At 58.9% G+C, this 13,434-nt stretch carries 15 protein-coding genes and 1 pseudogene; 5 read left to right on the top strand and 11 right to left on the bottom strand.

Annotated elements, in window-relative coordinates:
• Positions 1–31 precede the first annotated feature (31 nt).
• The 3 genes from GA0061101_RS25800 to GA0061101_RS25785 form a co-directional block, all read right to left on the bottom strand.
• The gene (locus tag GA0061101_RS25800; RefSeq protein ID WP_037197800.1) at positions 32–340 is read right to left on the bottom strand and encodes a DUF736 domain-containing protein; all 309 of its coding nucleotides are present in this window, start codon (positions 338–340) and stop codon (positions 32–34) included.
• Between the two features lie 622 nt (positions 341–962).
• Positions 963–1,901 carry an alpha/beta hydrolase family protein gene (locus GA0061101_RS25790; protein WP_092575610.1) on the bottom strand — a complete coding sequence of 313 codons (939 nt, stop codon included), beginning with the start codon at positions 1,899–1,901 and terminating at the stop codon, positions 963–965.
• A 39-nt stretch (positions 1,902–1,940) separates the two neighbouring features.
• Positions 1,941–2,699, bottom strand: coding sequence for an SDR family oxidoreductase (locus GA0061101_RS25785; protein ID WP_037197803.1), 759 nt, complete (start codon positions 2,697–2,699; stop codon positions 1,941–1,943).
• 98 nt (positions 2,700–2,797) lie between these two features.
• Here GA0061101_RS25785 and GA0061101_RS25780 point away from each other — a divergent pair, with 98 nt between their 5' ends.
• Positions 2,798–3,697 (top strand): AraC family transcriptional regulator, encoded by a 900-nt coding sequence (locus tag GA0061101_RS25780; protein ID WP_037197804.1) that lies wholly within the window; start codon positions 2,798–2,800, stop codon positions 3,695–3,697.
• Between the two features lie 17 nt (positions 3,698–3,714).
• Here GA0061101_RS25780 and GA0061101_RS25775 read toward each other — a convergent pair whose 3' ends face one another.
• Complete coding sequence (locus GA0061101_RS25775) at positions 3,715–4,605, bottom strand: LysR family transcriptional regulator (protein ID WP_037197805.1); 891 nt, start codon at positions 4,603–4,605, stop codon at positions 3,715–3,717.
• 110 nt (positions 4,606–4,715) lie between these two features.
• Between GA0061101_RS25775 and GA0061101_RS25770 the strand changes: the two genes are divergently transcribed.
• The 3 genes from GA0061101_RS25770 (at position 4,716) to GA0061101_RS25760 (ending at position 6,833) form a co-directional block, all read left to right on the top strand.
• Positions 4,716–5,585: an SDR family oxidoreductase gene (locus GA0061101_RS25770; protein ID WP_092575607.1), complete on the top strand. Its 870-nt coding sequence runs from the start codon at positions 4,716–4,718 to the stop codon at positions 5,583–5,585.
• A gap of 36 nt (positions 5,586–5,621) precedes the next feature.
• On the top strand, positions 5,622–6,095 hold the full coding sequence (locus tag GA0061101_RS25765; RefSeq protein ID WP_037197807.1) for an SRPBCC family protein: 474 nt from the start codon (positions 5,622–5,624) through the stop codon (positions 6,093–6,095).
• A gap of 69 nt (positions 6,096–6,164) precedes the next feature.
• Positions 6,165–6,833, top strand: coding sequence for an NAD(P)-dependent oxidoreductase (locus tag GA0061101_RS25760; RefSeq protein ID WP_092575604.1), 669 nt, complete (start codon positions 6,165–6,167; stop codon positions 6,831–6,833).
• 311 nt (positions 6,834–7,144) lie between these two features.
• On the opposite strand, the gene GA0061101_RS40325 is transcribed toward GA0061101_RS25760, so the two are convergent.
• From GA0061101_RS40325 to GA0061101_RS25725, 7 genes are all read right to left on the bottom strand, one after another.
• Complete coding sequence (locus GA0061101_RS40325; protein ID WP_245297573.1) at positions 7,145–7,318, bottom strand: hypothetical protein; 174 nt, start codon at positions 7,316–7,318, stop codon at positions 7,145–7,147.
• Between the two features lie 569 nt (positions 7,319–7,887).
• A complete protein-coding gene (locus tag GA0061101_RS25750) occupies positions 7,888–8,034 on the bottom strand; it encodes a DUF1127 domain-containing protein (protein WP_081938749.1) in 147 nt (48 codons plus the stop codon).
• Between the two features lie 168 nt (positions 8,035–8,202).
• Positions 8,203–9,183, bottom strand: coding sequence for a 3'-5' exonuclease (locus GA0061101_RS25745; RefSeq protein WP_037197808.1), 981 nt, complete (start codon positions 9,181–9,183; stop codon positions 8,203–8,205).
• Positions 9,184–9,718: 535 nt separating this feature from the next.
• A complete protein-coding gene (locus GA0061101_RS25740) occupies positions 9,719–10,018 on the bottom strand; it encodes a hypothetical protein (RefSeq protein WP_081938750.1) in 300 nt (99 codons plus the stop codon).
• A 139-nt stretch (positions 10,019–10,157) separates the two neighbouring features.
• Positions 10,158–10,778, bottom strand: coding sequence for a hypothetical protein (locus GA0061101_RS25735; RefSeq protein ID WP_141694120.1), 621 nt, complete (start codon positions 10,776–10,778; stop codon positions 10,158–10,160).
• A gap of 57 nt (positions 10,779–10,835) precedes the next feature.
• Positions 10,836–11,534, bottom strand: coding sequence for a transcriptional regulator (locus tag GA0061101_RS25730; RefSeq protein ID WP_037197811.1), 699 nt, complete (start codon positions 11,532–11,534; stop codon positions 10,836–10,838).
• 235 nt (positions 11,535–11,769) lie between these two features.
• Positions 11,770–13,020 (bottom strand): ATP-binding protein, encoded by a 1,251-nt coding sequence (locus tag GA0061101_RS25725; RefSeq protein ID WP_092575601.1) that lies wholly within the window; start codon positions 13,018–13,020, stop codon positions 11,770–11,772.
• Between the two features lie 322 nt (positions 13,021–13,342).
• Here GA0061101_RS25725 and GA0061101_RS38850 point away from each other — a divergent pair.
• Positions 13,343–13,429: pseudogene (locus GA0061101_RS38850) on the top strand (transposase); the annotation flags it as partial.
• Positions 13,430–13,434: the final 5 nt, after the last annotated feature.

The following is a 13,434-nucleotide window of genomic DNA, read 5'->3' as shown; positions in this document are numbered from 1 at the left end:
GCCCCGCCTTTCGGCGGGGCCGTCGTTGCTATCAGTCCCGGTTCGGCCGGGACCAGATGAGCGAGAAGCCTTCCTCGCCTTCGACCTCGATCAGGGTTGCGTAGATCGGGGCCGGGAGGCTCGGGTCGTCGAGCTTGACCGAGAGGTAGTCGCGGCCTTCGTTCGAGGTCTTCTTCCAGGCTGCGCCGAACTCGACATTGCCGGCGAGGATGCGGAAGTCGGGACCCTTTTCGGTGGCGCGCTCGACTGCACGGATGGTTGCCTTGACGTTGAGGTTGAGGGTCTTGATGGTGCCGTTGAAGCCGTTGCCGGAAGCGGTGAAAGAGCCGATGGTTGCCATTGTCGTATTCCTTTTCGGTTGTTCGGATCGCGCCCACCGCGATCTCGATGGCTGTCGACAAGACCGAAGGCGATCGGCCTGCACCTGAAGGGCCGCAACGCAGTGAAGGACGGCCAAAGGAGAGGCTTTCTTGGTCACCGCGAGGAATGGGCGCTTCCGCGCACAGGGGAAGAAAACGATCCGGCCGTTGCGGATGCCGATCGAGCCGAGCATCGCGACGCGGTCTTCGGTCAGACATGCCCCATCGAGACCGCAGTGGACGCGCCAGCTGTCAGATAAAGGGGTACGGCAATGGCCTCATCGAGTGGTGACCAATGGAAATGGGTGCACAACGCCCACAAGCACCGACCGAGTGATCGAAGCCAACGCCGCATGTGGGAGGTTGCCGGAAACGGTGCGTTGCTTCCTCGCGTAGCTGGTTGTGATGCCACGCCTGAATGACAGGACTGAGGAGCGATCACTCCCCCACTCGCAGCTTCAGACGGACCACGCCCCGGCCGGAAGACCAATCAGAGCTTCAAGCCGCGCGATGTTTTCCGCCGGTCAACCCATTCCTTGAAACCACGAACGGCGGGGTCGCGAGGAGCAACCTGGCCGCCAATCGACTTCACCAAATTTAGTGCTAGCTTTGCGTGACATCCGCAAGCGGGGCCGCTTTACCCTTGAGCGCGAGGCAGCCGCCGGGCCATGCACCTTCATCTGCTCCCAGCACTGTCTGAAGCCAGGCGAGCGTCAGACGCCTCAAAGCTTCCAGAACGTCAGGCGCCTCGGTCTCGGTCTCCTTTGCGTCAAGCCCGGCGATCCCGCCCAGCCCGTGACCGACGCCGTGCAACATCAACAGCGCTTCTGCGCCCGGCGCATCGTGAAACACATCCGCATGCCAGTCCGGCCCCCGGGTGGTGAAATGCGGATCGTCCGCATCACCGCAAACGACAAGGCTGCGTATCGTCAGCGTCGAGAATTCAACGTCGAAGAACGGAAACCGTGCGGCGTTCTCATCAGTCATGTCCTTTCCGCCGCGTCCGGGAGCAGCCAGCAGGATACCCGCCGAGATGCGTGGATCGGAGAAATCCTCACCATTCAGCAGCGCGCCTAGCAGGAGGCCAACGGTATGCCCGCCGAAGGAATGACCGGCCGCGGCGATGCGCGAGTGATCCGTCCGGCCAGCAATGGCGGGCGCCTGCCGCTCCACCTCCGGCAACTGGTCGAGAATAGCCTTTATCTCCTCGACGCGCTCGCGCCAGAAGAACGGCGCGCCGGGTGAATCTGAAGGCAAGCCACCAACGCGCGAACTCGCATGCGTCGGCTGGATCACCACGAAACCCCGTTCCGCCCAAAACTGCGCAAGTGGGGCGTAACCGTCTTTCGACGGGATATAGTTGGACGGGCCGAACCCGTGCGACAGCAGTACGATGGGAAGGTTGCCGCCGGTCGCCGGTGCGGTCAGACGCAGTTCCAGCGGTTGGCGGCCGGGCATCGGCAAACGGATTGGGGTATGGGCCACGGTGAGAGTGGCCTCAGGCGCAGGAATATGTTCGGCGAGACCGATCAGATTGTTCATGGTCGGGATCCGTAAGCATTGATTTCCGGGTAAGCGTCTTCAGGCCACCGAGTGGCCTGCCTCGCGGAACCAGGTTTGCGCATCCGCGCCGGCGGGAGTTTTCATCGGCGCTTCCCGTTCCGTGACAGCACGCCAGACGGCCTCTGCCACGTCTTCCGGCGTCGTGAATTCTGTGCCGGAACGCAGCGTTGTCAGGTAGTCGTGGACGAATGCGCTATACGGCTCGGGGACATCCATTCCCATACGGGCGACGGCATTTTTGCCGAACCCTGTGGTCGGCGCCGAACCCGGGAGAACAAGTTTCGCACGCACTCCGAATAGAGCGGCTTCAAGAGCGAGACTTTCGGTGAAAGCGTTTAGCGCTGCCTTGCTGGCGCTGTAGACGGAGAGTGCGGGCAGCGGCTTGATGGTGACGCTGGAGCTGACGTTGACGATGACGCCTGAGCGACGGATACGCATGTGCGGAAGAACGGCTTTGGTCATCGCCATCGCGCCGAACACGTTCGTTTCGAACAGTTCGCGGATTTTCGACATTTCGGCGCCTTCCAGTACGTTGAGCATGCCGACGCCTGCATTGTTGACCAGAGCATCGATCGGCCCGGCCGCTTCGACCGCCTTCGTGATGCTATCCGCGTTGGACACGTCCAGTGCCAGGATCTTGAGCTTTTCGCTATGGGGTATCAGATCGGTCCGCGGAGTACGCATGGTGGCGACCACGTCCCATCCTGCCGTCACAAATGTTTGCGCGATGGCGAGACCGAAGTCGGATGAGCAACCGGTGATGAGGATGTTTGGCATGTTCTGTCTCCTGACGATTAACTTTCCAAGAGATGGACCAGTCGACTCGGACTTGCTATGTTTGATTGTTCGTAATGTTTTAGCGTAAGTCCGAAACCATGACCGATCCAGTTGCCGAAGTCGTTTCCCTACTCAAGCCAAGCCCGTCGATCTCAAAGCTGGTGACAGGCGGCGGTCAGTGGCTCGTCGAGCGCACGGAACTTGGAAGCCCCTTTTATTGCGCGGTGGTCGAAGGCCATTGCCGGATGACGATCACAGGTCGTGAGCCGATGCTTTTGACTGCCGGCGACTTCGTTCTGGTTCCGGAAATCTTCTCGTTCACGATGAGCAGCCTGGAACCGCCGCCGCGCGGAGCGCTTGCCCAGCGTCTTGAGACCAGCCCGGGTGTCTTCCGGCTCGGAGACCCAGAAGCGCCCGCCGAAATCAAGGCGATGGTTGGCCATTGTGCCTTTGGCTCGGATGACAAGGCTCTTCTTGTCTCGCTGCTACCGGAGGTCATCCATGTCCAAGGCGAAGAGCGACTGATGATGCTCGTGGGGATGATAAACGACGAAACGAGTGCCGACCGTACAGCGCGTGAGATGGTGCTTCACCGGTTGTTGGAGGTGCTGTTAATCGAAGCTTTGCGATCAACAGCAAGTGCGGCGGCCCCGCCCGGTCTTCTGCGCGGTATGGCCGATCCGCTACTGGCACCGACCTTGCGCCGGATTCACGCAGATCCAGGTCGCAGCATGACGGTGGAAACACTCGCGCGGGATGCCGCCATGTCCCGTTCGACCTTCTTCGATCGTTTCCGGAGGGAGGTTGGCGTGCCCCCGATGGAATACGCGACCGGCTGGCGTATGGCGCTGGCGAAGGAATTCCTCCGCGACGATGTCGCCACGGCGGAGATCGCGCAACGTGTCGGCTACGGTTCCGCAAGCGCCTTCAGCGTCGCGTTCAACCGCCATGTCGGAATGCCTCCCGGAGCCTATTCCAGGAAAGGCGCAGTTGCATAGAGCTGGCTCAGATAATACTACCTGCCAATATAAGCAGACAGTTCGTCCGGCGTTCCGTTGGGAAAAGCCTGCTTCAGGTAGTCCAGGAACGCCGACACGCGAGCGCTCAGCAGTCGCCGGGATGGGTAGAGTGCCCATAGCGCGACCTCCGATTCCTCAATATCTCCCCAATGTAGCAACGTGCCGTCAGCAAGATCGTGGCTCACCAGCGAGATCGGCAGGCGTGCAGCGCCGACACCTACCCGTACCGCATCCCGCACCATGATGATCGACGACAATGCAAGGACTGGCTCGATACTGAATGTCGCTGACCCTGCTGATGTCGTGCATTTCCAGGTCTGCCGATGACCTGCACCTCGCACTACGCCCGGCACTGGAGCGTCTCCAACCGGGCGGATAAGCTCGGGGCTTGCAACGACAACGAGCCGGTCGCGCAGGAAGACTCGGCCGACGAGGGCTTCGTCTGGTTCCGGGTTGACCCGGATGACCAGATCATAGCCTTCCTCGATCATGTCCACGGCTCTGTCGTCAGTGGTGATTTCCAGTCTCACATCTGGATGTTTCAACGCGAAACCTGCGGCGATCTTTCCCATGGCGGTCTGGGACAATAAGAGTGGCGCGCTGATCCGCAACCTGCCACGCGGCTTTTCCGCGCCGGAAGCGATACTGGCTGCCGTCTCATCAAGTTCCGTAAGGAGAGCGGCTGTCCGCACGTGCAGGGCACGTCCCTCCTCGGTGAGCTTTAGGTTGCGCAGGCCACGCTCGAACAGCCGAAGCTCAAGGGCAGCCTCAAGTTCTGTTACCCGTCGCGACAGGGTCGCCTTCGGACGGCCGGAGGCTCGCGCTGCTTTGCCAAAGCCACCATGGCGCGCAACGAGATTGAAATCGGCAAGAGCGAGGAGGTCCATGAATGTTCCACCTGTGAGACGGAGTGTCCAAATTAACGATCTATCGGGCCATCAATGAACCATCCATATTCCGGGTGTCAAGCGAAACCAACCAACCCGGAGATACTCCCATGACCATTCTCGTTACCGGCGCCACAGGCAATATCGGCGGCCAAGTTATTCAACATCTTGTCAACCGCGGAGCCGATGTCCGCGCTCTCGTCCGCGATCCCTCGAAGTCCAGTTTTCCGGCGGGTGTCTCCGTCGCAAAAGGCGACTTCCTGGACGTCGACTCCCTGCGCAGTGCCTTCGATGGCGTGTCCACACTGTTCTTGTTGAATGCGGTCGTACCCGACGAGTTCACCCAGGCTCTGATCGCGCTCAATGTCGCCCGCTCGGCCGGAATCGAACGGATCGTCTATCTCTCGGTCATCCACCCCGACGTCTACGTGAACGTGCCGCATTTCGCCGGGAAGTTCGGCGTCGAGCGGATGATCGAGCAGATGGGCTTGGCAGCGACGATATTGCGTCCCGCCTATTTCATCCAGAACGATCTGACGATCAAGGACGTGATCACTGGCTACGGCGTCTATCCGATGCCCGTCGGGACCAAGGGCCTCGCCATGATCGACGTGCGCGATATTGCGGAGATTGCCGCCATTGAGCTGCTGCGACGCGAACAGGCCGCACAGCCGCTCCCGTTCACTCGCATCAATTTGGTCGGTCCAGACACCCTCACCGGAGCGGACATCGCCGCCATCTGGTCGGACGTTCTCGCTCGCCAGATCAACTATGGCGGTGGCGATACTGCTGCGTTCGAGCAGAACCTCAAGCCATTCATGCCGGCCTGGATGGCCTACGACATGCGCCTGATGGGCGAGCGCTTCCTGACCGACGGAATGCTGCCCGAGGGCGGTGACGTCGAGCGACTGACGTCACTTCTTGGCCGTCCGCTCCGCTCCTATCGCAACTTCGCCTTGGAAACCGCTGCTTCTGCCTGAGGCAGGCGCCCACAATTTTAAACAAGGACCATCGTCATGATCTATTCGACCACAACCGTCACGGTGAATCCGGAAGGCGAAACAAAACTCACCCGGGAGCAGGTCTGGAAGGGCCTGGAACTGAAGGCGCGCGACGCGCGCCTCTTTCTCCCGCCCGGCCTCTGCACCCGCTGCGACGTCGTGGAGGAAGGCGCGACGCACTTCGTGCGCGAAGCCACCATCGCCGGCTCCGACATCAGGGAGATCATCACCCTCGAGCCGCAGAGCAAGGTCACCTTCTTCCAGGCCACCGGCCCACGCGAAGGCGCCATTATTAATGAGCTGTTCGAGGACGAAGCCGGCGCCCTGCAGCTGAAATTCTACTGCTACCTCGGCCTGCGCGGTAAGGAACCTGGCGGCCCAGAGGAACAGGCCGAGCAGACGCAGTTCGACAGCGACAAGGGCTACAGATCGGCCCTGCTGTCGACGCTGAAGCGGACCCGCGAACTTCTCGCAGAGGGCCGGCTCTGATTATCACCAGCATCCAACCCAACAGGGCGGCCTCCTGAGAGGCGCCTGCTTTCCAAGAGGAGCACAACAATGACCACGTTTACGACTGATACAACTCTGGCCGCTGCGCCGAAGATCCTGATCCTCGGCGCAACTGGGCCAACCGGCCGTCACATCGTCAACCAGGCCGTCAGCCGCGGCTACGATGTCACCCTCCTGGTGCGCTCGCCGGAAAAGGCCGCAGACATGAAGGGAGCGAAGATCGCCGTTGGAGACGCCCGTGACGAGAAGGTGTTGCGCCAGGCCGTCAAGGGTCGCGATGCCGTGATTAGCGCGCTCGGCACACCCGCAAGTCCGTTTCGCGAAGTCACGCTTCTTTCGACCGCGACCCGAGCGCTTGTCAGCGCCATGAAGGCAGAGCGCGTCGCGCGTCTCGTCGCCATCACCGGTATGGGCGCTGGCGACAGCGCAGGACACGGCGGTTTCCTCTTCGACAAGCTGATCTTCCCTCTGCTTCTGCGCAAGGTTTACGCCGACAAGGACCGTCAGGAGGCAATCATCAAGGGCAGCGATCTGGATTGGACCATCGTCCGTCCTTCAGTTCTCAACAACAAGCCTCGTCACAACACGATCCAGACGCTCACGGATTTGAACCAGTTCCGCGGAGGCTCCATTTCGCGCGAAGACGTTGCGACCTTCGTGCTGGATCAAGTCACCACGGATCGGTGGCTACATAGGTCACCCTTGATCACCTGGTAGGGTTGGCTGGAATGGCCTGTCGAAGCGAAAGATGCAGGCGGGAGGGATCGCGGTCACCCAAGCCGCGATCGCATAGCTGCACTGCACAAAAATTAGGTGCAGCATGATGAAAAATAGGGCATACAGACTTCAGCTGATGCACATGGCGGCTTCCTCCCAGTTCCGCCGCAGCAGCTGTTCCCCTCTGGAGGTCCATGACCTTCACACTTTATGGGCCGCGGTTTTCCGTCGGCCCTTTTTTCTTTTCAGAAGCAGGTCGCAACGGCGTTGCGGGCATTGGAGAAAAGCGGGGCCTGAGCCCCGCGGCTCGGCTACTCGAAGGCTGACATCTGGGCAGTCGCGGCTTGTCTGCCGACCGAGTTCGCGGGCTGTTCGACCGTGCGCTCGTAAGGCTTCCAGGTTTCGCCGGTGATGGTGATGGTGTAGCTTCCGGCCCACGACCGCACGTCTTCAGCTGATGGCGCAAGCAGCGCTGCCGGATGCACCAGTTTTCCCTCGGCAAAATGCTCGACCAGAGCCGCACGGGTATGTTTTAGGAGGACTACTCGTTCTGATCGGTCTGCTCTGGATGGGTCAGGGCAGCGGGTATTTGCCATATCCGGCCGAGAGCTTCATGATCGATCAGTCGCCCTGGATTTATCGGGGAGCTCTGGTCGGCGTTGTGGTGATCGTGCTGGCGCGATGCAAGCGGTCGCTCCCGTGATTGCCCCTGCCCAAAACGAAAAAGCCTGCCGCGGGAGGAGGTGCGGCAGGCTTTTCGAAAAGAACCGAACAACGGCTGGGAGGAGGAGCGCCGCTGTTCCGACAGACGCGCCCTGGGAGGAGGAGTGGGCCGTCTGAAATCAAAGCTCTGCGGGAGGAGGTGCATCGCTTCGATGAAAACCAGAATACCCATTCCGTCCGCACATTAAATAGACTTTGCTGCAGTGCAGCCATGCGAAAAATACACGGCCTCAGATAGATCTCCAGCGCAGCGCCTCGCGGCGGCCAGACACAGAAACGCCCGCGTCATCAGCGGGCGTGTCGTCATTCAGCTTGGCTTGGAAACAGTCGCTTAGCGAGCAACCGATGCGCGGGCCACGCTATGAATGTCGGCGCGATCGATGCCGAGGTCCTGCAGCTCGCGCGAGCTCATGCGGCCAAGTTCGCTAACGGTCTGACGATACTTGCGCCAAGTGTTGAAAGAGCGTGCTACGTTCATGATGATCCCCTTTCGTGAGGTCTCTTGACGCCAGCAACCATGCTTGGTCCCAACGTCGTTTCGATGATTGGGATATTGGCCCCTGCCCGCCCGTCGATAAGGCACAAGGTCTCAGGTCGGCCATGTGCTCAAAGCATGGGTCCAATCAGAGAGGGGCTGAAGGGGTCATCAGGCCCGGAATCGGTCGAAGGCAGTGAGGCGTTTGATTGGAGGATCGGCGTCTGGATAACGGTAGATTTCGGCCCTGAGATAGCGGAGCTCATCATCGAGCGCCTCTTCTCCAACCTCGATCCACCAGGATTTGGGACGACCGTCACTTCCGTCGGACCAGCGATAGCCTCGCGCCTTCAGCTGGTCCTTCATGTCGAACGGGCTGTTCTCTGCAAAGATCCGGACACGCGATCTCTGGCTTGCTTCATAGAGCTCGGCAAAAGCGGTGGAAACCGATCCGTCCACTTCGCGGGCCAGAACCTCCAGAAGCGCAAAGCAATCGTCGACCGCGCGATGACCCTCATGAAAATATCCTGCTTGCCCGAGCAGATATCCGAGCTTGGTGCCTTCATATCCCCGCGACGACCAGTCGATCTCGGAGTTGGAGCAAGCCCAGGCCTTGCCGGAGAACAGGCGAGAAAAGGCCTCGCAGAATGGCCGGTCGAAACCGGCATTGTGGGCGATCAGCAGATCGGCAGCCCCAATCAGCGCCCGCAACGCCGCCATATCGATTGACTGCCCGGCGACCATATCGTCGGTAATCCCGGTGAGCCTGGTGATCTCAGCGGGAATGGAAACGCTCGGCTGCCGTAATCCGCCATACATGCCGGTCACGTCACCGATACTTCCTGTTGCATCGAAGGTGAAAGCGATCACGCCGATCTCGATGATCTCATCCTTGCGAGCATTGAGGCCCGTGGTCTCGGTGTCGAGAATGATGCCCTTGAGCGGGTACCCTGGCCGGGGGACTGGCGCGATCGCGCGCGGCACGAGTTTCTGCAGGATCCGATATCGGCCTGTCTCCGACAGATGTCGGACCATGTCGTCCTCACTAAGGGGGATGGTATGCTTGTCGGGTTTGACGGATTTGGAGGAGCCACGCGTGACCGCATGGTCGCGCGGAGCCTGCTCCGAAAACATGTCAAACTGTTCTGCCATTCCTGTTGTCAAAGCCTCGCCGCTAATTTTCCACCTTCAAAACACGGCACGATCGGCAGATCAACCTTGTTGGTGGGGTGCGGGTTCAGCCAACCTGGGAGCAAGGTTTATAATCGCACGGTTTCACGCAGTGACAGCTCTTGGGTCGTTGGGCAGAAACGTCCAGAATATAAAGGGCACACCAGCTGTAGCGGGAACCGCGAAAGCCGTTCGCCTCCCACAAGACCGGTCAAAAGGGTTGCCGCAGGAGGGTTAGCATAGCGACGGCAACGCCGGAAACCGGGACCGACAGCCCCCGGCGCGCGGGTCCGCTCTTAAACCAGCGACCGCAGAAGTGCGCTTTTGGGCCGTCAAATGTGAACGCCTTGAATGGACTTGAACCCATAACCCCCGTTTGGCCGACATCTGAAATCTATAAGGTTTTGAACAAAGAGCTTTCAAGCGAACATCGACCAGAAACTGCGCCGGCTCCCATTCTAATGAATCTCGAGCTTCGCCGAACACAGGATGAACTCTGCCCGGATCCCCGATTATTCTAGGAAAGGTTCTGTCGGTAGAGAAGCAGGACAGTGACGAATGTGACAAACCCAATAACAGTCAGGCCGACGGCCCGCATCGAAGCTGCTCGGTCGCGATGAATTAACGCCGCCGAAAAAGTGCAAAGCGACCAACCGCCTGTGACTATGATCAGCAGCCAGGAATATAGGAACGGACCAAGATCGTAGCCACCACCGCCGATAGATGCTCCAGAATTCGTATCGATCTGAACTGCGATCAGCGAAACAACGGGTACGGCGAGTGTAGAGATCCATACCCAAAACGACCTATTTTTCATCAGAGGTTACCCAGTCCATAAACGCGGTTGTCCCGTCCGACGAGGAGATATGACTAAAGAGATAGGCCGCAGCAATCCATTTGAACCTGTCTGTTGATTTCCGCTTGGCATTCTCCGCAGACATCGACATTGCAAGAGATCAGCGCTCGAAACGTGCCAGCATCCTGTTCAACTGAGCGTTTTGCAGTCGGAGCTTGCCCGCCAACTGGGTCCGGAGCATGGCGATCTCTTCATCCAGGCTGACCATTTCGTCGGAAACAGAGGCAGCGACTGGAGAGACCTGTAACACGACCGCGGCCGCTTCAACCTTTGTGGCATGAGTTCTCCGCTCGCGGCGCGTGGCTTCGGCGGTGCCTTCGACCTCCTCAACGATCACGCCGACATCCGGCAAAACTGTGCCAGAAGCTGGCTCCAGCTTGGCGCTATCGTTTTCCAACACGCCTGCAGAATCGTTGCGGGTTTCATCGGATGGTTCAGGCGCGATGGCAACCGCATCAGATCGATCGATCGGCCGTAGTTGTTCTCTTGCCAGGTGATCGGCGCTATGCCGGCTCTCCTCGACTGTGGTTTCGGTCGGACCCGCTATCGCCAAAACGTTTGGCTTGACGCCTTCGATCGCGCTGTTGTCCTGATTTGGCTGGCGCCGCGGCGACACAAGTCTGGCAAGGAATTTCCAGGGAGACGCCATTAATTCGACCTCGCGGTTAATCCCGCATGCAGGCTGCGAGTTGATGGTTTGGCGGCGGCCGTGACCGCCCACCGGACTATTTGGCTCGTTGCATGCAAATGCGGCCGGCGATGGGCCGCCGGTTGCTTCTTAATCGAGCTCGAGGCGCTTGCGCAGATCGGCGTTTTCAGCACGGAGCTTTTCGGCCAACAGCTTGCGCAGCCTCTGGTTCTCTTCTTCCAACTGCAGCAGATCGGCCATCTCGTCACTCGCTTCTGCGGTAGCTGTCGGCAACGCAGGTGCCGTCGGTGCTGCGAGAGCCACCGGTACGGCCTTGGGAGCGCGTTTCACAGGTGCCTGCTTTGCGGTTCCGGCACCTTCGATCGACTTGGCCTTGCGTCCACGCTTCTGTTTCTCGGGCGTGCCCGCAGAAGTACCGGCTGGTTCCACCGCATCATCGACCGAGGCGACTTGAGGACTCACCTTTTTTGCGCGCGGTTGGCGCTGCTTTTTCGTCGCGATTGGCGTTTCCGCAACGGCCGACGCATCAGTCGTGGTCATCGTATCGATTTCGTCGGCCATGATCGTCTCCTCGGTCACTGTTGGTGTTGTGTGATGCCCAGTCGGCGGTGTCAACAATGGTTCCGCTGGCTCAGCTTTCGATACAGACACTCCGCTGGCGGAACTACCATCTGTTGGCCCACCCGGCAAAAATGACACCGCGTCGTCCTCGACATCGCGGGCAACGGACTTTAGATCGATCTTGCCCCAGATCGAGTTCGACTTCGGGTCGGGTTTCTGCCGACCGGATTTATATTCGACGACGAAACTGCGTTGGACTTTTTTCACCGGAAGACGCCTCGGGTATCACGGGATGATTCAGCGATACTCAACATCGCCACAGGCCGAGGAAATAGCGGTTATTCGCGTGCCAGTCCATGCTGTAACAGCACGAATTCGGATGGTGAATCAAAGGCGACGCTTGCGACTTTTGCATACTATATGTGGATGAATCTTGGTACTCGATCTGAGGTAGTACACGGAGGTCTTGATGGGATCCGAACCTTAATTCCCGCTGCTTGTCTCAGTGGCCCCAGAGACAAGATAGCGGTATCGCCGCAAGATTGTCACCAAACGGCAGAATCTTGTCGCCGTCGTACAGAACCCAGCCCGCCTTGAAGGCACGGCCTGTGGCTACGGCTAGTTTGCGTAAGCCTTTGAAATCTGAGGCGGTCACCGTTGCCGCAGCCTTGACTTCAAGTCCCACCATATTGCCAGCTTCATCTTCGAGAACGATATCGACTTCGTCCTGATCCTTATCCCGATAGTGATGGTAGGTTGATTGGATGTCGCTCCAGGTCGCAAGCCGGAGGATTTCGTCGGCGACAAACGTCTCCAGCAATGAGCCGAATAGTGAACGGTCCCGTGAAATTCGATCCATTGTCAGTCCGATAAGCGCAGCCAAAAGGCCGCTGTCGAGAAACAGGAGCTTTGGAGTCTTAACAAGGCGCTTCAACGGATTTCGAAACCAGGGCTCTATGCGACGAACTAGAAACAACTGTTCAAATAGCCCGATATAACGGCGAGCGGTCTTGTCATCGATACCGACTTGGCCGGCCAATTGGGTGAAATTGAGCAACTGTCCTGAATGATGCGCAAGTGCCCGAAGAAGCTGCGGCATCTGGTCCAGGCGTTCGACGTCGGCAATGTCGCGCACATCTCGTTCAACGATGGCGCGGATGTACTCCCTAGCCCATGCGGATCGGCGGCGGGGATCGCCCCGGCCCACCATCTCAGGATATCCGCCAATAAGCACCTGCTCAATCAAGGCGTTCCCGACTATTGGGCTGTGGGGAACTATAGCCTCTCCAGCAAAGGCAGAATCAAGGAAGTTCGACCGGTTACGTCGAATTTCGGATTGAGCTAGAGGCAACAAGGTGACGACCTCCATCCGCCCAGCCAAACTGTCGGAAATCGTCGGAAGTGCGAGAATGTTTGCTGAGCCCGTTAACAAAAATCGGCCAGGTCGCCGATCGTTGTCGACGGATTGTTTTATGGCACGTAGCAGCTCCGGCGCGCGCTGCACTTCGTCTAAGATGCCGGTATCAATCTGACGAATGAAGCCGACTGGGTCGGCCTTTGCTGACAGTAAGGTCGTTTCGTCATCTAGCGTAAAATACGGACGATCTGTCTGAAGCAAGGTTCGAGCCAACGTCGTCTTGCCACATTGACGTGGTCCGTTCACGAGTACAACTGGCGTATCTTCCAAGGCAATCCTAATTCTCTCGGCCACGCCTCTCGGATAAAGCAGGTCAAAGGGGCTTTCCGCTTTCAATTTGTTCTTCCTCCTGAGCGCTACAAAATTCTAGGATAGCCGGCGCGTTCGGCTCGGAAGCTACACGCGTCCAGTTCGGATTTCAACCTCGTCCGATCCGGAACTTATATTCGTCTGTTTCGGAGTTTACTTATGAGCGTGTGCCGACCGGCGAGAAGGCCAAGCGGTGGTCTGGTTAGAGCTGCTTTCAACCCCATGGTCTTGATGAGAATCAAACGGCAAACCTCAGCCGATTTTGGGAGCGATGTGAAATAGACATGCGATTTCAGATCGCTTGGATAGCTTGTCAGTGGTAATGCGAATTTTGGAACACCTAGGCGGTTTCCTGCCGCCCTATAGTCCCGACTTCAATCTCATCGAAAACGCATTCTCCAAACTGAACGCTATGCTGCGCGCTCGCGCGGAGCGGTAGCT

Origin of the sequence: Martinezella lusitana (genome assembly GCF_900094565.1) — a bacterium.
Lineage (GTDB): Bacteria > Pseudomonadota > Alphaproteobacteria > Rhizobiales > Rhizobiaceae > Rhizobium > Rhizobium lusitanum.
Note: the sequence above shows the minus strand (reverse complement) of the source record. Positions and strands in the feature narration are given on the sequence as shown.

Excerpts from the sequence above, each read along its gene's own strand:
- GA0061101_RS25800 (WP_037197800.1), bottom strand. The coding sequence starts at position 340 with ATGGCAACCATCGGCTCTTTCACCGCTTCCGGCAACGGCTTCAACGGC.
- GA0061101_RS25790 (WP_092575610.1), bottom strand. The coding sequence starts at position 1,901 with ATGAACAATCTGATCGGTCTCGCCGAACATATTCCTGCGCCTGAGGCC.
- GA0061101_RS25785 (WP_037197803.1), bottom strand. The coding sequence starts at position 2,699 with ATGCCAAACATCCTCATCACCGGTTGCTCATCCGACTTCGGTCTCGCC.
- GA0061101_RS25780 (WP_037197804.1), top strand. The coding sequence starts at position 2,798 with ATGACCGATCCAGTTGCCGAAGTCGTTTCCCTACTCAAGCCAAGCCCG.
- GA0061101_RS25775 (WP_037197805.1), bottom strand. The coding sequence starts at position 4,605 with ATGGACCTCCTCGCTCTTGCCGATTTCAATCTCGTTGCGCGCCATGGT.
- GA0061101_RS25770 (WP_092575607.1), top strand. The coding sequence starts at position 4,716 with ATGACCATTCTCGTTACCGGCGCCACAGGCAATATCGGCGGCCAAGTT.
- GA0061101_RS25765 (WP_037197807.1), top strand. The coding sequence starts at position 5,622 with ATGATCTATTCGACCACAACCGTCACGGTGAATCCGGAAGGCGAAACA.
- GA0061101_RS25760 (WP_092575604.1), top strand. The coding sequence starts at position 6,165 with ATGACCACGTTTACGACTGATACAACTCTGGCCGCTGCGCCGAAGATC.
- GA0061101_RS25750 (WP_081938749.1), bottom strand. The coding sequence starts at position 8,034 with ATGAACGTAGCACGCTCTTTCAACACTTGGCGCAAGTATCGTCAGACC.
- GA0061101_RS25745 (WP_037197808.1), bottom strand. The coding sequence starts at position 9,183 with ATGGCAGAACAGTTTGACATGTTTTCGGAGCAGGCTCCGCGCGACCAT.
- GA0061101_RS25740 (WP_081938750.1), bottom strand. The coding sequence starts at position 10,018 with ATGAAAAATAGGTCGTTTTGGGTATGGATCTCTACACTCGCCGTACCC.